Origin of the sequence: Allokutzneria oryzae (assembly GCF_042429765.1) — a bacterium.
Classification (GTDB): Bacteria; Actinomycetota; Actinomycetes; order Mycobacteriales; family Pseudonocardiaceae; genus Allokutzneria; species Allokutzneria oryzae.
The window spans coordinates 206,953-227,954 of the sequence record NZ_JBHLZU010000011.1; the positions used below are offsets into that span (position 1 = coordinate 206,953).

The window sequence follows — 21,002 nt, forward strand, 5'->3', positions numbered from 1 at the left end:
GAGCGAACTCGCAGCAGGGGGCACGCGCTCCGAACGGCGACAGGGAAACGCCGGGAATGGTTGCTTGTCAACGATATAGGAGTCAATTAAGGGGACTAATAACCGATTCGGCTAGTCGGCAATAGTAATATTGCTATTGAAATCCGCTGAGCAGTTCTGCGAGCGAACGGCGGTCGATCTTGCCTGGTCCGCGCAGTGGAAGCGCCCTGACCACGGTTATTCGCTTGGGGGCGAAATGTCCGCCGAGGCGCGCGTGGACCAGCTCGCGCAGCCGCTCCGGCACCGGCGGCCGCACCGGGTCGGCCGGCACCACGGCGGCGACGACGACCTGCCCCCACTCCGCGTGCGGCAGCCCGAGCACGCACGCTTCCAGCACGTCCGGCTCGGCGCACAGGACCCGTTCCACCAGTGCCGGGGCCACGTTCACCCCGCCCGTGATGATCATGTCGTCGGCCCGGCCGAGCACGGTGAGCCGCCCGTCGGGCTCGAACCGGCCGAGGTCGTTGGTGTGGAACCACCCGTCGGCGAAGGCAGCCGCCGTCGCGTCGGGATCGCCCCGGTAGCCGCTGGCCAGCGTCGGCCCGGACAGCTCGATCCTGCCGTCGTCGCTCAGTCGCACGCCGACCCCGTCCAGCGGGCGCCCGTCGTAGACGCATCCGCCGCTGGTCTCGCTCATGCCGTAGGTGGTGACCGCCGCGACCCCGGCGGTCAGTGCCTGGTCGAGCAGCTCGTCCGGGGTCGCCGCCCCGCCGAGCAGCACCCCGTCGAAGCCCCTCAGCGCGTCCAGCCCGGCCCCGCCGTCGGCGAGCAGCCGGACGAGCTGCGTCGGCACCAACGCGGTGTAGTGCCTTCCCGGGCTGGTCAGCACCGCTCGCGCCGCGGTGGCGAAGGTGTCCGGCCGGAAGCCCTGCGAGGTGTCGAGCACCCCGGGCTCCCGCCCGGCGAGCAGCGACCGGACCAGGACCTGCACCCCGGCGATGTGGTGCGCGCTCAGTGCGAGCAACCACCTCCCCGGCCCGCCGAGGCGGGCGTGGGTGGCGGCAGCCGACGCGCGCAACGCGGCCGTCGACAGCCGCACGCCCTTGGCCCGGCCGGTCGAACCCGAGGTCGCGATCACCACCGCGGTGTCTGGCTCGACCGGCTCCCCGGCGTGCAGCGCCGTGGCCAGCGCGGTGTCCCCCGGGGCGATCGGCAGGAGCGCGGGACCCGAGCCGTCGAGTGCTCGGGCCAGCCCCTCGACCGTCCCGCCGGGAACGACCTCGACCGCGACCAGCCGACGCATGGCGATCAGTAGTAGTAGGGGAAGCGGGACCAGTCGGGAGCGCGCTTCTCCAAGAAGGAGTCGCGGCCCTCGACCGCCTCGTCGGTCATGTAGGCCAGGCGCGTGGTCTCACCGGCGAACAGCTGCTGGCCGACCAGGCCGTCGTCGATCGCGTTGAACGCGTACTTGAGCATGCGCTGCGCGGTCGGCGACTTGCCGTTGATCTCCTTGGCCCACTGCAGGGCGGTGGACTCCAGCTCCGCGTGCGGCACGACCTCGTTCACCGCGCCCATGCGGTGCATCTTCTCGGCGTCGTAGGTGCGGCCGAGGAAGAAGATCTCGCGGGCGAACTTCTGGCCGGTCTGCCGCGCCAGGTACGCCGAGCCGTAGCCCGCGTCGAAGCTGCCGACATCGGCGTCGGTCTGCTTGAACTTCGCGTGCTCGGCGCTGGCCAGCGTGAGATCGCACACCACGTGCAGGCTGTGCCCGCCGCCGGCGGCCCAGCCGGGGACCACGGCGATGACGACCTTCGGCATGAAGCGGATCAGCCGCTGGCACTCCAGGATGTGCAGCCGCCCGGCCCGCGCGGGGTCGATGCTGTCGGCGGTCTCACCCTCCGCGTAGCGGTAGCCGTCCCGGCCGCGAATCCGCTGGTCGCCGCCGGAGCAGAAGGCCCAGCCCCCGTCCTTTGCCGACGGACCGTTACCGGTCAGCAACACGCAGCCGACGTCGGAGCTCATCCTGGCGTGATCAAGAGCACGGTAGAGCTCGTCCACCGTGTGCGGCCGGAAGGCGTTGCGCACCTCGGGCCGGTTGAAGGCGATCCGCACGGTGCCCTGGTCCACGGCACGGTGGTAGGTGATGTCAGTGAAGTCGAAGCCCTCTACGACCCGCCAAGCGGCCGGATCGAACAGCTCTGAGACCTGGTTGGACGGCACACCTGCGAGAATAGGCGGGTGCCGCTGACCGCCGATGACCCCACCACCGACGCGTCGACGGTCCGGCATTGGAGGGTGTTGAACCGGTGAACCCGTCAACAGCGCAGGCGCGCGTCGTGGTCGACGAACTCGTCCGCAACGGCGTCCGGCACTTCGTGCTCTGCCCAGGCTCGCGCAACGCGCCGCTGTCCTTCGCGCTGCACGACGCGGCGAAGGCGGGGCGGCTCACCCTGCACGTGCGCATCGACGAGCGCAGCGCGGGTTTCCTCGCGCTCGGTCTGTCCAAGGGGCTGGGCATTCCCGCGCGCCGCAAGGGACTCGTCGCGCTCGCGTGCACCTCCGGCACAGCGCCGGCGAACCTGCACCCGGCCGTGCTTGAGGCCTACCACTCGGCGGAGCCGCTGATCGTGCTCACCGCCGACCGCCCGCCGGAGCTGCTGGGCACCGGGGCGAACCAGACCACGTGGCAGCACGGTGTCTTCGGACCACTGGTGTCCACAATGGACTTCCCGGTCGCCGAGTCGCGCGCAGGCCAGAACCCGGTGTGGCGCAGCATGATCTGCCGCGCGGTCGCGCGCGCGCACGAGGGCGGACCGGTGCACGTGAACGTGCCCTTCCGCGAACCGCTGGTCCCCGACACCGACGACAGCTGGCCGGAGTCCTTGCTGGGCAGGCAGAACTGCGCGCCGTGGACCACGGTCTTCCGCGCGAACCCCGCGACGGCGGCCGATCCGCTCGACCTGCCCTCGCGCACTCTCGTCGTCGTCGGCGTCGCGCACTGGACGCTGGGCAGCGCCGTCGGCGAGGTCGCGGCCGAGCGCGGCTGGCCGGTGCTGGCCGAACCCGGGGGAGCGGGCGGCGTCGCCGCGACCAAGGCGACCCTGCTGCGGCACGGCACCCTGCTGCTCAACGCCGGGGAGCTGGCCGACCCGCTGCGCCCGGAAGCCGTCGTCGTGGTGGGAAGGCCGACACTGGCCAGGGGAGTGCAGCGGCTGCTGCGCTCGGTGCCGAGGGTGCACGTGGTCGGTGAGGGGGCCGACTGGGTCGATCCGCAGCACCACGCCACCTCGGTCTCCCCGACGATCTCGCTGACCACCTGCGCCGCCGGTTCGGCGGAGTGCGAGGCGGACCCGGAGTGGCTCACCGCGTGGCAGCGCGCCGACGCCGCCACCGCGACCGCCGTCGACGAGCTGCTCGCCGCCGAGCCGTGGCCAACCGGCCTGCAGGTCGCCCGCGATCTCGTCGCGGCCATGCCGCAGGATGCCGTGCTGTTCCTCGGCTCGTCCAACCCGGTGCGCGACGTCGATCTCGTCGCGGCCACCGACCGCGCCGACGTGCTGGCCAACCGGGGCCTCGCCGGGATCGACGGCAGCGTCTCCACCGCGGTGGGCGCCGTGCTCGGCGCGCGCGACGCGGAGGAGCGGATCGGCCAGTGGGGAGCGGCGCTGCTGGGCGACCTGACGTTCCTGCACGACGCCAACGGACTGCTCATCGGACCGGCCGAACAGCGCCCCGACCTCACCGTCGTGGTGCTCAACGACGACGGTGGCGGGATCTTCTCTTTGCTGGAGCAGGGATCGGCCGAACACGCTGATTCATTCGAACGCGTTTTCGCTACTCCGCACGGTGCCGATCTGTCCGCTTTGTGTGCGGCCTACCGGGTACCGCATGTGCTTGTTCACAGTAGGGAGCAGTTCCTCGCCGAGGTCCAACCGTCATCGGGGCTGCGGGTGGTTGAGGTGCGGACCCAGCGCTCCACCCTGCGTGAGCTGCACGAACGCCTGCGTTCTGCGGTGCGCGCCCGCACGTAGGCCCGGTCGGCCGACAACGCCAACCCCGTCAATCCCATCTGGTGGGTGTTAACGGACGGGTCTGGTGTGCCGCGAATTCTCGGCGTTACCTTGCTCGCCGAGCCGGCTGTTTGTGGGGAAGTCGGCCATGACCGAGAGGTTCGATTTTCGTGCTGCGCAAGAACAGCCTCCGGATGGGGGCGGCGGCCGCCGCCGCGATAGCCCTGCTCGCCTGGCCCGCGTCCGCGGGGCCGAACACCGTGGGGGGCGCCGGGATCGGCGACGAGTACTACCCCGGCGACGGCAACACCGGCTACGACGTCTCGCACTACGACATCCGGCTCCGCTACCAACCCGCCGACGACAAGCTGTGGGGCACGACGGTCATCACCGCCAAGCCCACCCAGCGACTGACCCAGTTCAACCTCGACTTCGCGATCGACCCGAAGTCGGTCCTGGTCAACAACCTGCCGGCGAAGTTCACCCGCACCGGCACCGAGCTCCAGGTCACCCCCGCGCAGCAGCTGTACCAGAACCTGCTGACCACGATCGTCGTGGAGTACGAGGCGACCCCGTCCACGGTGGTGGTCAACGGCGAGAACAACTGGAAGCGCACCTCGGACGGGGCGCTCGCGGTCGACGAGCCGCACGTCGCCGCGTGGTGGTTCCCGAGCAACGACCACCCGACGGACAAGGCCACCTTCGACGTCTCGGTCTCGGTGCCCGACGGCACCACCGCGCTGTCCAACGGCAAGCTGCTCGGCCGCTCCAGCCTCGCCGGGTGGACCCGCTGGAGCTGGCGCAGCGCCAAGCCGCAGGCCACCTACCTGACCTTCCTCGCGGTCGGCAAGTACGAGCTGGTGACCGGCACCGGGCACAAGGGGCAGCCGCTGGTCAACGCCTACGGCGCCAACCTCGGTGACGCCGAGGCCGCGGCCAAGGCGAGCGTCGAGCGCACGCCCGAGGTGATCGCGTTCCTTGAGGACTACTTCGGCGAGTACCCGTTCGAGGCCCAGGGCGGCGTCGTGCCGAGCTACGGCCTCGGCTTCGCGCTGGAGAACCAGACCCGCCCGGTGTACAGCCCGGCATTCTTCTCGGCGGGCTCGCACGTGTCGGTCGTGGTGCACGAGCTGGCGCACCAGTGGGCCGGTGACTCGGTCTCGGTGGCCAAGTGGCGCAACATCTGGCTGAACGAGGGCTTCGCCAGCTACGCCGAGTGGCTGTGGTCGGAGGCCAAGGGCGAGGGCACCGCGCAGGAGATCTTCGACCACTACTACCAGCGCCCCGCCGAGGACCCGGCCTGGCAGGTCGTCACCGGCGACCCCACGCCCGCCAAGCTCTTCGACGGCTTCGGCGTCTACACCCGCGGTCCGATGGCGCTGCACCAGCTGCGCCTGGCGGTCGGCGACGACAACTTCAAGAAGATCCTCAAGACCTGGAACACCGACAAGAAGTACGGCAACGCCACCATCGAGGAGTTCATCGCGCTGTCGGAGAAGATCTCCGGCAAGCCGCTCTACGACCTGTTCCAGAAGTGGCTGTTCACCAAGGGCAAGCCGCAGCTGAGCGCGGACCAAGCGGCGGCGCGGGCGAAGGCGCCCGGTGTGAGAGCGAACATCGTGCCGAAGTCGGTCCCGAAGATCGAGGCCGGTCACGCCATCATGCACAACCTGAGCAACAAGTAGTCCCTTTCACCTCCGGCCCCGCAGCCCCCGGCCGCGGGGCCGGAGGCTTTCCGGGCTCAGAAGTGGATGAACGTCGACGGGACCGACTTGTCGATGGTGCGCTTTCCGTACGCCAGGTGGTTGCGGTAGTGGTATTCCTCGACAGTGATCTTGTTGCCGCTGACCTTCGACACGTAGGCGACATGCCCCGCACCACCTCCGCCGCTGTTCCACACGGCGACCGAGCCGACCTTCGGCGTTCCGTTGACCTTGATCCCCGCGCGGCGCGCGGCCTCGTCCCACGTATTGGCGTTGCCGAACTTCTCACCCTTGTACTTGGCGTGCTTGAAGTTCACGCCGTGCTGGCTGAGCCGGTGCGCGACGAAGGACGTGCAGTACCGCTTGGAGAACCCCCACTTGTCGGTGCCGCTCTGTCCCTTGTACGGATAGTCGTCGCCCGCGCGCTCCTCGACGGACCAGGCCGCCGGAGCGATTACCGCGGTCGAGCCGAGAAAGGAGGTCGCCACCATGGCGGCTAACAGCAGGCTTCTTGCTGGCTTCATGCCGACAAGTTAAGGAAATATCAAGCGGGTGTCCCGCTCTGTTCCCTCTTTTGGATGCAGAACGTCGCTTTTCGGATTGCGCCGAACTGAGATCAGTTTCCTTCGAGCGCGTCGCGGATGGGGACGAGCTTGGCGGCGGCCTCGGTGACCTCCGAGTCGGGATCGGAGTCCGCGACCAGCCCGCAGCCCGCGAACAGCCGCGCGGTGGTGCCGATGACCTGGGCGCAGCGCAGCGCGATGCCGAGCTCGCCGTCCCCGCGCGCGTCGATCCAGCCGACCGGGCCCGCGTAGCGCCCCCGGTCCATCCGCTCCAGCTCCGCGATCATCTCCACCGCCGCCTTCTGCGGCGTCCCGCCGACGGCGGCGGTCGGGTGCACCGCGGCGGCCAGCCGCAGCAGCGACGGGGCGTCGGTCGTCTGCCGCAACCGCCCGGTGACGTCGCTGGACAGGTGCAGCACGTTCGGCAGCCGCAGCACCTCCGGCGACGCGGGAGCCCGCAACGTCGCGCAGTGCGGGCGCAGGGTCTCCACGAGGGACTCGACGGCGTAGGCGTGCTCCTCGCGGTTCTTCGGCGAACTCAGCAGCCGGGCGGCCAGCTCGTCGGCGCTCACGCCCCCGTGCGGCCAGCTGGTCCCGGCGAGCACCCGCGAGGTCACCTCGTCGTCGAGCTTGCTCAGCAGCATCTCCGGCGTCGCGCCCAGCAGGCCCTCGACGGCGTAGACCCAGCAGCTCGGGTAGCGCTCGGCCAGCCCGTGCAGCAGGAACCTCGGGTCGAACGGCTCCTCCGCGGTGGCGACCAGGTCGTGCGCGAGCACCACCTTGCCCAGCTCACCGGCGCGCATGCGGTCGACCGCCGCGCGCACCGCCCGCCGGTAGCCGGTCACCGGCAGCTCGCCCTCGGAGTAGCGGACCGTGCCCGTGCGCCGCACCGGCTGCACCGACCGGTTCACCGGCGCGCCGTCACCGTCGGCGCTGATCTCGGTGACCCAGGTGACGCCGTCGCGCCTGCCCACGAGCACCCTCGGGACCACCAGCACCGAGTCGCCGGGGTGGTCGGCGAAGGCCATGCTCACGAACGCGACCGCGCCGGTGCCGGGCAGCCGGACCTCGTCGAGCACCTCGGAGTGCTCGCAGACCCCGCGCCACCACAGGTCGGCCTGGGTGAACCGGTTCGGCCCGGACGGGGTGAACCGCAGCGCCTCACCCCAGCCGACCAGGCCCTCTCCGTCCCGCAGCCAGGTCAGCACGCCGTCCGGCGCCGGCAGCAGGTCCAGCAGTTCGGTGTCCGCGCCCATCGGGCGGCTGTGCACGCGCAGTCTGGCTGCGATGCCCTTCTCCGGAGCGCTGGTCACCCTTCGAGCGTATGAGCCACGTGCGCGGGCCGCGCTGCCGGTCTGGCATAAAGTGACCTGATGTGGCGGAGGACGCAGTCGTGAGCACACCGACGAGCTCGGCCGCCGAACCGCGCGCGGAGGGTGACCGGCACGCCGGGGACAAGGCGCTCGACAACGCGCTGGAAGCCTCCGTGGGGGCTTCGGCGGCCGAGCTGGCCAACCCCCGGCTGGCGCAGGCGCGCGCGGTGTGGACCGCCATCCGGGCCCAGCTCCGCGACCTGCGCAGGGCCACGCTGATCACGCTCGGCGTCGCCGCCCTGGCGACCGCGTCCTGCCTGCTCCTGGTGATCGGCGCCTACACCAACGACTTCAAGATCACCGCGCGTCCCGGTGTCGCCGCGGCCGAGGTGATGTCCGCCTCCTACAACCGCACGGTGGTCCGGTTCAGCACGCCGGACGGCGCCGTGCGGGTGCCGCGCTACGGCGTGCTCTACCCCGGCGGGCTCCAGGTCGGCCAGGTGGTCCGGGTGGAGTACGACCAGGCCAACCCGGACCTGGTGCGGGTTGCGGGCCGCGGGGCGTGGCTGACGCTGGTGCCAGCGGCCACGATCGTGCTGGTGGTGTGGGCGATCGCGGGCGGCGTGCTGTGGTGGCTCCAGCGCGTCCGGACCCGCCCGGCCCGCCCGTCCGCACGGGATGCCGGTGGCCCCGGCGAAACCACAGCCCCCACCGACGCGTCTGACCTGCGTCGCTAGTCCGTTCGGGTCAGGACTTCCGGTTGGTTCCGGCCCGGAGAAGACTTTCCGGGGCCACGAACGCACAGCACCTCCCGCCGAGCCGAAGACCTACTGCTAGTACCACCTGCTGATCGAGGACACCGGCTACGCGTTCACCGTGACCGGCTACAAGTCCCCGGCGCAGCAGGGGCAGAAGGTCACCTGATCGTCAACAAGATCGCGACCACCGTGGTGCGGGGCGCGGGCTGACCACGACAGCGAAAGGGGCGCCCCGCATCGGGGCGCCCCTTCGTCGTTCACAGCTCAGAACTTGATCTCGCCGCAGGGCCTGCCGAGAGAACGGCCGCCGCTCCAGCCCTCGACGCACACGACGGAGCCGTTGGGCAGGTCGCGCCCCACGTTCAGCCGGTAGCTGGCGTTGGAGCCGTTCCAGTTCTGGGTGTGGGTGGTGAAGTCGATGCCGCCGCCCCAGATGTGGAAGTGGCCGGTGAAGCTGACGCCGTGGGCCAGGCGGGCGGTGACGGAGTCGACGCGGAGCCCGTTGCCGAGGATCGTGATGCACACGTCGCGGTTGCACCCGCCCATGCCCGCGTTGGCGGGGGCGACGAGTGCGGCCGTCGCCCCCGCCGCGATCGCGAGGCTGACCAGGCTGCGACGAACCGCGTTCCGGAAACGCATGGAAGACCTTTCGGAGAAGGGTGAGGGGTGGCGAATGCCACGATTCCAAGCGTATTTCTCGCGGTTTCCGGACTGCTCAATTCCGGCTCAATGCCCGCTAAGCGGGACTCAACGGCCGCTGTCAGAACTTGATCTCGCCGCAGGGCCTGCCGAGTGAGCGCATTTCGCCGCCGTAGTGCTCCCAGCCCTCGACGCACACCACGGACCGGTTGGGCAGGTCGCGTCGCACCGTCAGGGTGTAGCTGTTCGGGTGGCTCCAGGTGTCCGTGCGGGTGTTGAGGTCGATGCCGCCGCCCCAGATGTGGAAGTGGCCGTAGAAGCGGCTCCGCCAGGTCAGCGAGGCCGTGACCGACTCCACCGTCAGGCCGCTGCCGTTGATGGCGATGCACGTGATGTCGTTGCAGCCCCGCATTCCCGCCTGGGCCGGGGTCACCAGCGTCGCCGTCGCCGCGGCGGCACCGATGACGCTGATCAAGGCTCGGCGGGTCGCATTCTTGAGAAACACCGGAAGACCTTTCTCGCTGTCATGTGGTGGCTGGCGGGGACAGTGACGCGGCGAGCGTATTGGGCCGAACGGGGTAGTGCCCGCCGAACGGCTACGCGCTGTCCCGCCACCACGACAGGAGTTCCTCGGCGACCTCCGGGGCCGCGACGAGCAGCCCGCCCGTCGGCATCGGGTGCGGGCGGCCCGTGCGGTCGAGCACCTCCGCGCCCGCCTCGGTGGCCAGTGCGATCGCCCCGGCCACGTCCCACTCCTCGTAGTCGTGCAGCACGGCTCCGACCGCGTGGCCGAGCGCGACCTGGGCGATGGCCAGCGCCGTCGAGCCGAGCACCCGCACCGCGACCCTGGCCCGTCCGGCGCGCTCGGTGAATGCGGCCATCCCCGGCCAGATCCCGCCCCGGCTCAGCTCGGTGCAGACCACCCCTCCGGTCAGTTCCGGTCGCGGTGCCAGCCGCACCGGAGTGCCGTTGGCCCGGGCACCCCGCCCGCGCGCCGCCGCGTAGATCTGCGCGCGGTAGGGATCGGCGACCACGCCGACCACCGGGCCGAACCGGTCGATCAGCGCCAGGCTGTAGGAGCACCACGGGATGCCCGCCACGTAGTTGATCGTCCCGTCCACCGGGTCGACCACCCAGCGGTACTCGGTGGAGGCGGCCACCGGCAGCTTTCCCGCCCCGGACTCCTCGCCGATCACCGGGACCCCGGGGAACTCCGCGGCGAGTACCCGGCGGGTGTGCCGCTCCAGGGTGCGGCCGGTGTCGGTCACCCAGTCGAAGGGGGAGTCGTCGGTGTCGGGACGCACGTCCCGCCCCGCGGTCGCGGTGATCACGTCGGCGGCGTCGTTGGCCAGTCGCCCCGCCACCTCCAGCGCGCGGGAGAGCAGGGCCGGTTCGAGCGCGGGCGCCTGCTGGGAAGACAAGGCCGTCATGCCGTCCGAGCGTGACCGGCAACGGTGTCCGCAGCGCGAAACCGAGGTGACGTGGTGAGGATCACCAGACCAAAAGTGCGGGTCAGACGTCTCTGCATAGGTGGGCGTCCACGCGGTGCCCGAGCCGTGGCCGCCGCGTTGGCGGCCCCGCGAACCAGGACTTCTCCCGCGGTTCGGCGACCCTTCATGCGACGGGCGGACGCGGGGCTGAAAAGGTGGGCAGTGTGAGAGCCGTGCGCGTAGCGATCGTGACCGAGAGCTTCCTCCCGCACGTCAACGGAGTCACCAACTCCGTTCTGCGGGTGCTGGAGCACCTGCGCCGGAACGGTCACGAGGCGATGGTGATCGCTCCCGGCAGCGGTCCTGACGAGTATGCGGGCTACCCCGTCGTGCGGTTGCCCGAGGTGCAGCTGCCCGTGCTGAAGGCCCAGCCGATCGGCGTGCCCAGCCGCAAGGTGGTCAAGGCGCTGCGCGAGTTCAACCCCGACGTGGTGCACCTGGCCTCGCCGTTCATCGTGGGCATGCGCGGCATGGTCGCCGCACGCAAGCTCGGCCTGCCGACCATCGCGATCTACCAGACCGACGTCGCCGGTTTCGCCGGGACCTACGGCCTCGGTCTCGCCGAGCGCGCCGCGTGGCGCTGGACCCGCTGGCTGCACGGCATGGCCGACCGCACCCTGGCGCCGTCGAGCTGGGCCGTGGACGCGCTCGGCGAGCACGGCATCCCCCGCGTGCACCACTGGGCCCGTGGCGTCGACGTGAACCGGTTCCACCCGTCCCGACGCGACGAGGCCCTGCGCGCCCGCCTCGCCCCCAACGGAGAGCTGCTGGTCGGCTACGTGGGCAGGCTCGCGCTGGAGAAGTGCGTGGACCGGCTCCAGGCCGCGCACGACATGCCGGGAGTGCAGCTGGTGGTGGTCGGCGACGGCCCCGAGCTGGACGCGATGCGCAAGGCCATGCCCAACGCGGCCTTCCTCGGCATGCGCGAGGGCGAGGAGCTGGCGACGGCCTACGCCAGCCTGGACCTGTTCGTGCACACCGGCCCGTTCGAGACCTTCTGCCAGACCGTCCAGGAGGCGCTGGCATCGGGCCTGCCGGTGCTCGCCCCGGACGCGGGCGGCCCGCGCGACCTGGTCCAGCCGGGCCGCACCGGCTACCTGCTGCCCGCGTGGGACGCGGCGGAGTTCGAGCAGGGCCTCCGCGAGGGCATCGCGGCCCTGGCCGACCCGGCCACCCGCGCCCGCTTCGCCGAGGCGGCCCGCCGCTCGGTCCTGGCCCGGACCTGGCCCGTCATCTGCGACCAGCTCCTCGACCACTACGTCGAGATCGCCAACATCCCCCACCCCACCACCACCGCCGCATAACCCCACTTCCGCCATTCGCGGGCTTATGGACGTGTGCGCGCTCTCAAAACGGTCCATAAGCCCGCGAATGGCCGGGGAGTCGGGGTTTGGGAGGCTCGGAGCATGCGGATCGTCCAGCTGGCGAACTTCTACGGGCCTCGTTCTGGTGGGTTGCGGACGGCGCTGAACCACCTGGGGCCGGGGTACGTGGCGCGGGGGCACCAGGTCGTCCTCGTCGTCCCAGGGCCGAGGCGCGCCGTCGAGGACCTGCCGGGAGGGGTCCGGCGGATCACGCTCTACGGGCCGACCGTGCCCGGGATGGGCGGCTACCGCGTGCTGGACCCGTTCCGGGTGCGGGCGCTGCTGGACCGGCTGAAGCCGGACGCGATCGAGGTCTCCGACCGCGCGACGCTGCGCGGGCTCGGGCGGTGGGCCAGCCGCAACGGCGCGTCCAGCGTGGTGATCTCGCACGAGCGGCTCGACCGGATCCTCGAACAGTTCCTGCTGCCGCCCGCCGCCGCGCGGTGGGCGGCCGACGTCGCCAACGGCTGGATGGCCCGCAGCTTCGCGAACGTGGTGTGCACCACCGCCTTCGCCCGCGCGGAGTTCGACCGGATCGGCACCGCGAACCTGCGCCAGGTCCCGCTGGGTGTGGACCTCGACACCTTCGACCCCGGCAACTACGACGACTCGCTGCACGCCCGGCTGATCGGCGACGCCGACTCGCTGCTCGTCCACTGTGGACGGTTGTCGCCGGAGAAGCACGTCGACCGCAGCGTCGAGACCGTGCGCGAGCTGCACCGCAGGGGGCACCGGGTGCGGCTGGTGATCGCGGGCGACGGGCCGCGCAGGCGGGCGCTCGAAGCGCTCGCCGACGGGCTGCCCGTGACCTTCCTCGGCTTCCTCGACTCGCGCGCCGAGGTGGCCGATCTCCTTGCCACGGCGGACATCTCGCTCGCCCCCGGTCCGCACGAGACGTTCGGCCTCGCCGCCCTCGAAGCGCTCGCCTCCGGCACGCCGGTCGTCGTCTCCGCCTCCTCCGCGCTGCCGGAGATCGTCGACTCCGCCTCCGGCGCGGTCGCGGCCTCCGACACCCCGGCGGCCTTCGCCGACGCGGTCGGCCGCGTGCTGTCGATCCCCGAGCCGGAGCGCCGCGCTGCCGCTCGCGCGCGCGCCGAGCGCTTCCCGTGGTCGGCCGCCGTCGACGGCATGCTCGACGCACTGCGCTGAGCGCCGTTCCGTAGGCTCAGGGCATGGTCAGGGCCGGTTTGGACAAGAAGCCACGCGAGGTCGCCGAGATGTTCGACGGCGTGGCCCGTGGCTACGACCGCACGAACTCCGTCATGACAGCCGGGTTCGACCGGCGTTGGCGCGTCCGCACCGCCCGCGCGCTCGACCTCAAGCACGGCGAGCGGGTGCTCGACCTCGCGGCGGGCACGGCGGTCTCCACCGTCGAGTACACCGGCTCGGGCGCGTGGTGCGTGGCCGCCGACTTCTCCCTCGGCATGCTGGAGCAGGGCAGGGAGATCGGCCGCGAGGTGCCGATGGTCGCCGCGGACGCCATGCGGCTGCCCTTCGCCGACAACGCCTTCGACGCGGTCACCGTCTCCTTCGGGCTGCGCAACTTCGTCGACACCGAGGCCGCGCTGCGGGAGATGGCCAGGGTCGTGCGCTCCGGCGGGCGCATGGTCATCTGTGAGGTCTCTCAACCCGAGTTTCGCCCGTTCCGGTTCCTTTACCAGCGGCTGGGGCTGCGGGTGCTGCCGCTGCTGGCCCGCCCGGTCTCGTCCAACCCGGAGGCCTACCGCTACCTCTCCGAGTCCATGGGCGCCTGGCCTGGCCAGCGAGAACTCGCCGAGATCATCTCCGCTGCCGGGTGGACGGACGTGGCGTGGCGGCCGCTGAGCCTCGGCGTGGTCGCGCTGCACCGCGCTGTCAAACCCTGAGCCGGGAGCGCGCGGACACCCCGCGCTCGCTCGCCTAGACTCGGACCCAGTTCGTGAACGCTTTCACAAGGAGACCCATGATCACGTCAAGCCGCCGTCGTCCGGGCGAGGACGCCGAGGTCATCGTGGTCGGCGCGGGTCCGGCCGGATCCACCGCCGCCACCTACCTGGCGCGGGCAGGCCTGGACGTGCTGCTGCTGGAGAAGAGCTCCTTCCCCAGGGAGAAGGTCTGCGGCGACGGGCTCACCCCGCGCGGTGTGAAGCAGCTCATCGACCTGGGCATCGACACCACCGAGAAGGCGGGCTGGCTGCACAACCGCGGCCTGCGCGTCGTCGGCGGCGGCCGGACCATCGAGCTGGACTGGCCGGACCTGGCCACCTTCCCGCCCTACGGCGTCGTGCGGCCGCGCCAGGACTTCGACGAGATGCTCGCCCGCACCGCCCAGCACGCGGGCGCGCGGCTGCTGGAGCAGACCACCGTGCAGTCGGCCATCACCGACGAGCGCACCGGCCGGGTCATCGGCGTCAAGGCGGTCACCGGTCCGGACAAGAAGCCGGTCAGCTACCGCGCTCCGCTGATCGTGGCCTGTGACGGGGTCTCCGCCCGGCTCGCGCTGTCCGTGGGCCTGGACAAGCGCGAGGACCGCCCGATGGGCGTCGCGGTCCGCCGCTACTACGAGAGCCCGCGCACCAAGGACGACTACCTGGAGTCGCACCTGGAGCTGTGGGACCGCGGCAACCCCGCCGACCCCAAGCTCCTGCCCGGCTACGGCTGGATCTTCGGCATGGGCGACGGCACCGTGAACGTCGGGCTGGGCATCCTGTCCACCTCCAAGGCGTACGGCAAGACCGACTACCGCGCGCTGCTGAAGTCCTGGCTCGACGGCACCCCGGAGGAGTGGGGCTTCCGCGACGCCAACGCGATCGGCAAGGTCGGCGGCGCCGCGCTGCCGATGGGCTTCAACCGCACTCCGCACTACCGCAACGGCCTGCTGCTCGTCGGCGACGCCGGCGGCATGGTCAACCCGTTCAACGGCGAGGGCATCGCCTACGCCATGGAGTCCGCGCGCATCGCGGCGGAGTGCGTCGTGCACGCACTCGCCCGCGCTGAGGGCCCCAGCCGCGAGCGCGCCCTCGGCCGCTACCCGGTGGCCATCAAGCAGGCGCTCGGCGGTTACTACCGGCTTGGCAACATCTTCAGCAAGCTCATCGGCAACCCGCACATCATGAAGGCGGCCACCAAGTACGGCCTGCCGATGGACGGGCTGATGAAGCTGGTGCTCAAGACGCTGGCCGGGCTATACGACCCCAAGGACGGCGACGCGATGGACAAGCTGGTCGCGACCGCCGTCAGGCTGGCGCCCAGCGCCTGAGAACTCTGGATAAGGGGCGGCGCTCGCCGCCCCTTATCGTCGCCTCGCTTATCTCAAATCTTCCTTAAGCTAGGATGTCGTCGTTTGGGCATACGCTCGCCGACTTTCCATAGTGCAATTATCACGTGTGGATTTCCCCTGGTCATCGCGGCGCTCTTCGCCCGCTAGGGACCATTCGTGTGAATCGGATCTCGAAACGACATGAGGGCTCCGAGCGATTGTCGTGGTAGGTAATTCCTCACGACATAGTCGAGCCTGGAGAAGGTCACTGTGCTGAGTGCCATGACGAGCACTTCCCAGACGTACACGGTGAGGACCTCGCTGCCCGCGATTCCCGCGCCGGTCTACGAGGTCTGCTGGGCGAGACTCGGGCTGGGCGTGATGCCGTTCCCGCTCGTGGTCCTGCGCACCTCGGACGACCCGGACGACCACAGCGCCGTGCAGGCGCGCGCCGCGCACTGGCTGCGCGAGCACGACCTCGGCGACGAGCACCGGATCGGCCCCGAGCTGACCGAGGCGCTGCGCACCATCGCCGACTTCGACATGGAGCTCGCGGTCGTCTACACCGAGCACGAGGTGCAGACCCGCATCGGCAGCTTCGCCAGGGGCGGCAGGGCGCTGCGCGCGGTGCTGCGCGCCGACACCGTCGAGCTGCGGTGGATCGAGACCGAGCTGCTCGCGGCCAGCGCGCTCGCCGTCGTGCCCGAGTACGGCCCCGGCACGGCTTCTCCGGTGCGCGTCGCGGCCGACGACCTGGCCCGCGCCGGGCGGCACTGGGAGCGCTCCGGGGTGATCCGGGAGACCGGTCGCGTGGACGCGGAACGCTTCCTGGGCATCTACGCGACCGCAACCGCTGTCGGTCAGGCGAGCGCTCTGCGCCCGTCGACGCCGCGCAGCTGCAAACTGGTCGCGCAGTCGCCCGTGACCTGGCTGGACACCCCGGAAGGCCGTTACGCGGTCACGCACTCAGACGGCTGGATGTCCCTGGCCGCCGCGAGTTCCGGAACCGTTTCCCGGCACCTCTCCGGCCTGCTCAGCGGGCGTTTCTCGTAGTAACACCCCGCGGATTCCGGCACATACCCAAGTAGCGGCCGCGCGATTCGCCCGATCGGTTCTCGGTGCTTGTGTGGAGAGCCTTGCCAGGGTTGCATTCCCTTCGGTATGTCGTCGCGGGCCATTCCCCGCGTTCCTGGTCGTTGAGCCACTGAAAGTCCGAGCCCGAGGCTGGGGTGTCCACCGTGTCCCTCTCCGCGTTGCGCCGAGCGAACCTGCCGCCGATCCCCGCACCGGTGTACGAGGCGTGCTGGAACCTGCTCGGACTCGGTGTCATGCCCTTCCCCCTGGTGGTGCTCGGTCACTCCGAGCAGGGGCGGGAGCGCACCGGGAGCTGGCTCGGCGAGCACGGGCTCGGCAACGGCACGCGGGTCGGCCCCGAGCTGGCCGGGGCGCTGCGCGTGATCGCCGACTTCGACGTGGAGCTGGCGCTGGTGTTCGCCGACGAGACCGGCCAGACCCGCGTGGGCTGCTTCGTGCGGGGCGCGGAGGGGCTGTGCGCGGTCCTGCGGGGCGATGAGGTGCGGCTGACCTGGATCGACCCCGCGCGGCTCGCGGAAAGCGCCCTGGCCGCCGTTCCGGAGCGCGCGGCGGCCCTCGTGCCGGAGCCCCGCGCCGCCGCCGAGGACGACCGGGCGCCGGGGGAGTTCTTCGACGTGTACTCGACCGCCACCGCCTTCGGCAGGGCCACCTCGCTCTCGCGCTGCGGTGACCGGATCGGGACCCGGGTCTCCGAGGTTCCGGTGACCTGGCTGGACACCCCGGACGGCCGGTACTCGATCACCACGGCCGACGGTCAGCTGACGCTCACCCCCGCCGGTCCGGCCGCGCTGCTCGCCCAGCTCCGCGGGCTGCTCGGGTAGCCCGCCCTCGGTTCGCGGGCCCCGCGCCGGAACCTAGATCAACTTCGCCGCGCAGGTCACGGGCGCGCACGTGTAGTCCGGACGGTCGAACCCCGCTGACCCCGTCCGGCAGGCGTGGTTGCCACGACCTACACTCCTGCGCGAGGTACTTGTGAAGCAGTTCACAAGCCCGCTACAGGTTAGGTGCGCCTAACTACCGAAGCGGTTCAGAGACACCCTTAGAGTGCCCCTGGCAGCGGCCTGACTAGGGCTGTTGACGAGCGCGGATGAGGAAAGGACGGCGGAGAGAGTGCTCCAGCCTTACATCCCCCTCGTACTCATGTTCGTCCTGGCCGCGGGCTTCGCGGTCTTCTCGGTCACGGCGGCGCCGTTCATCGGCCCCCGCCGGTACAACAAGGCCAAGTTGGACGCCTACGAGTGCGGGATCGAGCCCTCGCCCCAGCCGGTCGTCGGCGGCGGCCGGATGCCCGTCGCGTACTACCTGACGGCGATGTTGTTCATTCTGTTCGACATCGAAATGGTGTTCCTCTACCCGTTCGCGGTCTCCGCGGACGCATTGGGCTTGTTCGGCCTGGTGGAGATCGCCCTGTTCATCATGACCGTCGGGTTCGCCTACGCGTACGTGTGGCGCCGCGGCGGCCTGGACTGGAGCTGAGCAATGGGTCTTGAAGAGAAGCTCCCCAACGGTGTCCTGCTGGCCAGCGTCGAGAAGCTGGTCAACTGGACCCGCAAGTCCTCGCTGTGGCCCGCCACCTTCGGTCTGGCGTGCTGCGCGATCGAGATGATGACCACCGGCGCGCCCAGGTACGACCTGGCGCGCTTCGGCATGGAGGTCTTCCGCGCATCACCGCGCCAGGCCGACCTGATGATCGTCGCGGGCCGGGTCAGCAACAAGATGGCCCCGGTGCTGCGGCAGATCTACGACCAGATGCCCGAGCCCCGCTGGGTGCTCGCCATGGGCGTCTGCGCCTCCTCCGGCGGCATGTTCAACAACTACGCCGTCGTGCAGGGCGTGGACCACGTGGTCCCGGTCGACATGTACCTGCCGGGCTGCCCGCCGCGGCCGGAGATGCTGATCGACGCGATCCTCAAGATCCACGCCAAGATCATGGACGAGCCGCTCGGGCCCAAGCGGGCCGCGCTGCTGGCCGAGGCCGGCCACCGCACCGAGCTGATCCCGTCCTCGGTCCGCTACGCGAAGAAGAAGTGAGCGAGATGAGTAGCGCGGACGACAAGCCGGTCGGCGGCTACGACGCCGACCAGGCTGCCGCTCAGCCCGCCGTGTTCGGCGAGCACGCAGACCGCGGCGGGGTCGTCGCCGGTCGCGCCCGCAAGGGCATGTTCAACATCAGCGGCTCCGGTGACACCTCCGGCTTCGGCGGCCTGCGGCTGCCCGCCCACGTGCCCGCCCCCGCCGAGCGCCCGTACGGCGGCTGGTTCGACGAGTTCGTCGACGAGCTGGCCGCGGCGATGGCCGAGCACGGCGTCCCGGCCGAGGCCGTCCAGCAGATCACCGTGGACCGCGGCGAGATCACCTTCTACGTGCGCCGCGAGGACCTGGTCGAACTGTGCACCCTGCTGCGTGACGACGCGGGCCTGCGCTTCGAGCTGTGCAGCTCGGTGTCGGGCGTGGACTACGGCGTCGACGTTCCGCAGCGGCTGCACTCGGTCTACCACCTGACCTCGATGACCTACCGGCGCCGCATCCGCCTCGAGGTGGCCGTTGACATCGATGACGCGCACATCCCCAGCGTCGTCGGTGTCTACCCGACCGCCGACTGGCAGGAGCGGGAGGCGTGGGACATGTACGGCATCGTCTACGACGGCCACCCCGCGCTGACCCGGATCCTCATGCCGGACGACTGGGACGGACACCCCCAGCGCAAGGATTACCCGCTCGGCGGCATCCCGGTCGAGTACAAGGGCGCGGAGATCCCTCCGCCGGACCAGCGGAGGTCCTACTCATGAGCCACGACGCCTACGCGGACTCCCGCGAGACCACCGAGGGCCGCGTCTACACGGTCAGCGGCGGCGACTGGGACGACGTCCTCGCCGACGCCACCCACGACGAGCGCGTCGTCATCAACATGGGTCCGCAGCACCCGTCCACGCACGGCGTGCTCCGCCTCGTGCTGGAGCTGGAGGGCGAGGTCGTCACGCAGGGCCGCGCCGTCATCGGCTACCTGCACACCGGCATCGAGAAGAACACCGAGTACCGCACCTGGACCCAGGGCGTCACCTTCGTGACGCGGATGGACTACCTGGCGCCGCTGCACAACGAGGCGGCCTACTGCATGGCGGTCGAGAAGCTGCTGGGCATCGAGGCCCCGCGCCGCGCCCAGGTGATCCGCGTGCTGCTGATGGAGCTCAACCGCATCAGCTCGCACCTGGTCTGCCTGGCCACCGGCGGTATGGAGCTCGGCGCGCTGACCGGTATGACCGCCGGTTTCCGCGAGCGCGAGGAGGTCCTGCACCTCCTGGAGTTCCTGACCGGCCTGCGGATGAACCACGCGTTCATCCGGCCCGGCGGTATCGCGCAGGACCTGCCGGAGGGCTACGAGCAGAAGATCCGCGACTTCATCAAGGTCATGGACTCCCGCCTTCCCCAGTACGACAAGCTGCTCACCGGTCAGCCGATCTGGAAGAACCGGCTGTCGGGCGTCGGCTACGTGCCGCTCGACGGCTGCCTGCAGCTCGGCCTCACCGGTCCGATCCTGCGCTCCGCCGGCCTGCCGTGGGACCTGCGCAAGGTCGAGCCGTACTGCGGTTACGAGGAGTACGACTTCGAGGTCCCGACCGAGAACGACGGCGACTGCTACGCGCGGTACAAGATCCGTCTCGCCGAGATCCACGAGTCGCTCAAGATCGTCAGGCAGTGCCTCGACAAGCTGGAGCCCGGCCCGGTGATGGTGGAGGACGCCAAGATCGCCTGGCCCGCGCAGCTGACCATCGGCTCCGACGGCATGGGCAACTCGCTGGAGCACGTCCGCAAGATCATGGGTCAGTCGATGGAGTCGCTGATCCACCACTTCAAGCTGGTGACCGAGGGCTTCGACGTGCCGCCGGGCCAGGTCTACGTGCCGATCGAGTCCCCGCGCGGCGAGCTGGGCTACCACCTCGTCTCCGACGGCGGCACCAGGCCACTGCGCGTCCACGTGCGCGAACCAAGCTTCGTGAACCTCCAGTCGATGCCGGTGATGAGCGAGGGCGGCATGGTCGCCGACGTCATCGCGGCGGTTGCCTCGATCGACCCGGTGATGGGTGGTGTGGACCGGTGACAACTACTCGGCCTGAGCAGTCCACTGTGGACATCAGCATGTTCGGCGAGGACATCGTCGGGAAGGCGCAGCAGATCATCGCGCGCTACCCGGTGGCGCGTTCGGCGCTGCTGCCGATGCTGCACCTGGTGCAATCGGTTGAGGGGCACGTCAGCCAGGCGGGCATCGCCTTCTGCGCCGCCCAGCTCGACCTGACCACCGCCGAGGTCAGCGCGGTCGCGACGTTCTACACCATGTACAAGCGCCGTCCCTGCGGCGAGCACCTGGTGAGCGTCTGCACCAACACGCTGTGCGCCGCGCTCGGCGGTGACGCCATCTACGCCAAGCTGCGCGAGCAGCTGGGCACCGACGGCAAGCCGCTCGGCCACGAGGAGACCGCCGGCGAGCCCGGCACTCCCGGCTCGATCACGCTGGAGCACGCCGAGTGCCTCGCGGCCTGCGACCTCGGCCCGGTGCTCCAGGTGAACTACGAGTTCTTCGACAACCAGACCCCGGAGTCCGCTTCGGAGCTGGTCGAGAAGCTGCGCAAGGGGGAGAAGCCCGCCCCCACCCGCGGTGCGCCGCTGACGGACTTCAAGCAGGCCGAGCTCCAGCTGGCCGGCTTCTTCGAGGGGCGCGACGGCGACAACGACGGTCCGTCCGCGTCGATCGAGACCGTGCGGGGCGCCAAGCTCGCCCAGGAGCGCGGCTGGACCGCGCCGTCCATGCCCGACGACGCGCCGCTGCCCGCGCTGCCGGAAAAGAAGTGAGG

The 21,002-nt window shown here is 70.6% G+C and carries 21 protein-coding genes; 14 read left to right on the top strand and 7 right to left on the bottom strand.

Going from position 1 to position 21,002, the window contains the following annotated elements; translation table 11 throughout:
- Nucleotides 1-133 precede the first annotated feature (133 nt).
- Nucleotides 134-1,282 (bottom strand): o-succinylbenzoate--CoA ligase, encoded by a 1,149-nt coding sequence (gene menE, locus ACFFQA_RS14920; RefSeq protein WP_377852533.1) that lies wholly within the window; start codon nucleotides 1,280-1,282, stop codon nucleotides 134-136.
- Nucleotides 1,283-1,287: 5 nt separating this feature from the next.
- Nucleotides 1,288-2,199 (bottom strand): 1,4-dihydroxy-2-naphthoyl-CoA synthase, encoded by a 912-nt coding sequence (locus ACFFQA_RS14925; RefSeq protein WP_377852534.1) that lies wholly within the window; start codon nucleotides 2,197-2,199, stop codon nucleotides 1,288-1,290.
- 86 nt (nucleotides 2,200-2,285) lie between these two features.
- Between ACFFQA_RS14925 and menD the strand changes: the two genes are divergently transcribed.
- A complete protein-coding gene (menD, locus tag ACFFQA_RS14930) occupies nucleotides 2,286-4,010 on the top strand; it encodes a 2-succinyl-5-enolpyruvyl-6-hydroxy-3-cyclohexene-1-carboxylic-acid synthase (RefSeq protein ID WP_377852535.1) in 1,725 nt (574 codons plus the stop codon).
- Between the two features lie 149 nt (nucleotides 4,011-4,159).
- The gene (locus ACFFQA_RS14935) at nucleotides 4,160-5,674 is read left to right on the top strand and encodes a M1 family metallopeptidase (RefSeq protein ID WP_377852536.1); all 1,515 of its coding nucleotides are present in this window, start codon (nucleotides 4,160-4,162) and stop codon (nucleotides 5,672-5,674) included.
- A gap of 56 nt (nucleotides 5,675-5,730) precedes the next feature.
- On the opposite strand, the gene ACFFQA_RS14940 is transcribed toward ACFFQA_RS14935, so the two are convergent.
- Both ACFFQA_RS14940 and ACFFQA_RS14945 read right to left on the bottom strand, forming a co-directional pair.
- On the bottom strand, nucleotides 5,731-6,216 hold the full coding sequence (locus ACFFQA_RS14940) for a CHAP domain-containing protein (protein ID WP_377852537.1): 486 nt from the start codon (nucleotides 6,214-6,216) through the stop codon (nucleotides 5,731-5,733).
- 92 nt (nucleotides 6,217-6,308) lie between these two features.
- Nucleotides 6,309-7,568: an isochorismate synthase gene (locus ACFFQA_RS14945; protein WP_377852538.1), complete on the bottom strand. Its 1,260-nt coding sequence runs from the start codon at nucleotides 7,566-7,568 to the stop codon at nucleotides 6,309-6,311.
- Between the two features lie 80 nt (nucleotides 7,569-7,648).
- Between ACFFQA_RS14945 and ACFFQA_RS14950 the strand changes: the two genes are divergently transcribed.
- Entirely contained in the window at nucleotides 7,649-8,305 is a 657-nt protein-coding gene (locus tag ACFFQA_RS14950; RefSeq protein WP_377852539.1) for a DUF3592 domain-containing protein, read from the top strand.
- Between the two features lie 285 nt (nucleotides 8,306-8,590).
- Here the strand turns inward: ACFFQA_RS14950 and ACFFQA_RS14955 are convergent, their stop codons facing one another.
- From ACFFQA_RS14955 to ACFFQA_RS14965, 3 genes are all read right to left on the bottom strand, one after another.
- A complete protein-coding gene (locus ACFFQA_RS14955) occupies nucleotides 8,591-8,965 on the bottom strand; it encodes a hypothetical protein (RefSeq protein ID WP_377852540.1) in 375 nt (124 codons plus the stop codon).
- A gap of 121 nt (nucleotides 8,966-9,086) precedes the next feature.
- A complete protein-coding gene (locus ACFFQA_RS14960) occupies nucleotides 9,087-9,470 on the bottom strand; it encodes a hypothetical protein (protein WP_377852541.1) in 384 nt (127 codons plus the stop codon).
- Nucleotides 9,471-9,561: 91 nt separating this feature from the next.
- Nucleotides 9,562-10,395, bottom strand: coding sequence for an inositol monophosphatase family protein (locus ACFFQA_RS14965; protein WP_377852542.1), 834 nt, complete (start codon nucleotides 10,393-10,395; stop codon nucleotides 9,562-9,564).
- A 233-nt stretch (nucleotides 10,396-10,628) separates the two neighbouring features.
- Here ACFFQA_RS14965 and ACFFQA_RS14970 point away from each other — a divergent pair, with 233 nt between their 5' ends.
- The 11 genes from ACFFQA_RS14970 to nuoE all read left to right on the top strand — a co-directional run bounded on the left by ACFFQA_RS14970 (nucleotide 10,629) and on the right by nuoE (nucleotide 21,000).
- Entirely contained in the window at nucleotides 10,629-11,759 is a 1,131-nt protein-coding gene (locus tag ACFFQA_RS14970; RefSeq protein WP_377852543.1) for a glycosyltransferase family 4 protein, read from the top strand.
- Between the two features lie 102 nt (nucleotides 11,760-11,861).
- The gene (locus ACFFQA_RS14975; protein WP_377852544.1) at nucleotides 11,862-12,968 is read left to right on the top strand and encodes a glycosyltransferase; all 1,107 of its coding nucleotides are present in this window, start codon (nucleotides 11,862-11,864) and stop codon (nucleotides 12,966-12,968) included.
- A 23-nt stretch (nucleotides 12,969-12,991) separates the two neighbouring features.
- On the top strand, nucleotides 12,992-13,684 hold the full coding sequence (locus ACFFQA_RS14980; protein ID WP_377852545.1) for a demethylmenaquinone methyltransferase: 693 nt from the start codon (nucleotides 12,992-12,994) through the stop codon (nucleotides 13,682-13,684).
- Nucleotides 13,685-13,761: 77 nt separating this feature from the next.
- On the top strand, nucleotides 13,762-15,057 hold the full coding sequence (locus tag ACFFQA_RS14985) for a geranylgeranyl reductase family protein (protein ID WP_377852546.1): 1,296 nt from the start codon (nucleotides 13,762-13,764) through the stop codon (nucleotides 15,055-15,057).
- A gap of 282 nt (nucleotides 15,058-15,339) precedes the next feature.
- Nucleotides 15,340-16,110 carry an ESX secretion-associated protein EspG gene (locus ACFFQA_RS14990; protein WP_377852547.1) on the top strand — a complete coding sequence of 257 codons (771 nt, stop codon included), beginning with the start codon at nucleotides 15,340-15,342 and terminating at the stop codon, nucleotides 16,108-16,110.
- Between the two features lie 176 nt (nucleotides 16,111-16,286).
- Complete coding sequence (locus ACFFQA_RS14995; RefSeq protein ID WP_377852548.1) at nucleotides 16,287-16,973, top strand: ESX secretion-associated protein EspG; 687 nt, start codon at nucleotides 16,287-16,289, stop codon at nucleotides 16,971-16,973.
- A 289-nt stretch (nucleotides 16,974-17,262) separates the two neighbouring features.
- Nucleotides 17,263-17,628, top strand: coding sequence for an NADH-quinone oxidoreductase subunit A (locus ACFFQA_RS15000; RefSeq protein ID WP_377852549.1), 366 nt, complete (start codon nucleotides 17,263-17,265; stop codon nucleotides 17,626-17,628).
- 3 nt (nucleotides 17,629-17,631) lie between these two features.
- Nucleotides 17,632-18,183 (top strand): NuoB/complex I 20 kDa subunit family protein, encoded by a 552-nt coding sequence (locus ACFFQA_RS15005; protein WP_030427326.1) that lies wholly within the window; start codon nucleotides 17,632-17,634, stop codon nucleotides 18,181-18,183.
- A 5-nt stretch (nucleotides 18,184-18,188) separates the two neighbouring features.
- Nucleotides 18,189-18,941, top strand: a complete 753-nt coding sequence (locus ACFFQA_RS15010; protein ID WP_377852550.1) for an NADH-quinone oxidoreductase subunit C — start codon at nucleotides 18,189-18,191, stop codon at nucleotides 18,939-18,941.
- Nucleotides 18,938-20,251, top strand: a complete 1,314-nt coding sequence (locus ACFFQA_RS15015; RefSeq protein WP_377852551.1) for an NADH-quinone oxidoreductase subunit D — start codon at nucleotides 18,938-18,940, stop codon at nucleotides 20,249-20,251. The genes ACFFQA_RS15010 and ACFFQA_RS15015 overlap by 4 nt, the downstream gene beginning before the upstream one ends.
- Before the next feature lie 38 nt (nucleotides 20,252-20,289).
- Complete coding sequence (nuoE, locus tag ACFFQA_RS15020) at nucleotides 20,290-21,000, top strand: NADH-quinone oxidoreductase subunit NuoE (RefSeq protein ID WP_377852649.1); 711 nt, start codon at nucleotides 20,290-20,292, stop codon at nucleotides 20,998-21,000.
- Nucleotides 21,001-21,002 lie beyond the last annotated feature (2 nt).

Coding starts and splice junctions, on each gene's coding strand:
- menE (WP_377852533.1), bottom strand. CDS start 1,282: ATGCGTCGGCTGGTCGCGGTCGAGGTCGTTCCCGGCGGGACGGTCGAG.
- ACFFQA_RS14940 (WP_377852537.1), bottom strand. CDS start 6,216: ATGAAGCCAGCAAGAAGCCTGCTGTTAGCCGCCATGGTGGCGACCTCC.
- ACFFQA_RS14955 (WP_377852540.1), bottom strand. CDS start 8,965: ATGCGTTTCCGGAACGCGGTTCGTCGCAGCCTGGTCAGCCTCGCGATC.
- ACFFQA_RS14965 (WP_377852542.1), bottom strand. CDS start 10,395: ATGACGGCCTTGTCTTCCCAGCAGGCGCCCGCGCTCGAACCGGCCCTG.
- ACFFQA_RS14975 (WP_377852544.1), top strand. CDS start 11,862: ATGCGGATCGTCCAGCTGGCGAACTTCTACGGGCCTCGTTCTGGTGGG.
- ACFFQA_RS14980 (WP_377852545.1), top strand. CDS start 12,992: ATGGTCAGGGCCGGTTTGGACAAGAAGCCACGCGAGGTCGCCGAGATG.
- ACFFQA_RS14985 (WP_377852546.1), top strand. CDS start 13,762: ATGATCACGTCAAGCCGCCGTCGTCCGGGCGAGGACGCCGAGGTCATC.
- ACFFQA_RS14990 (WP_377852547.1), top strand. CDS start 15,340: ATGACGAGCACTTCCCAGACGTACACGGTGAGGACCTCGCTGCCCGCG.
- ACFFQA_RS15005 (WP_030427326.1), top strand. CDS start 17,632: ATGGGTCTTGAAGAGAAGCTCCCCAACGGTGTCCTGCTGGCCAGCGTC.
- ACFFQA_RS15010 (WP_377852550.1), top strand. CDS start 18,189: ATGAGTAGCGCGGACGACAAGCCGGTCGGCGGCTACGACGCCGACCAG.
- ACFFQA_RS15015 (WP_377852551.1), top strand. CDS start 18,938: ATGAGCCACGACGCCTACGCGGACTCCCGCGAGACCACCGAGGGCCGC.
- nuoE (WP_377852649.1), top strand. CDS start 20,290: ATGTTCGGCGAGGACATCGTCGGGAAGGCGCAGCAGATCATCGCGCGC.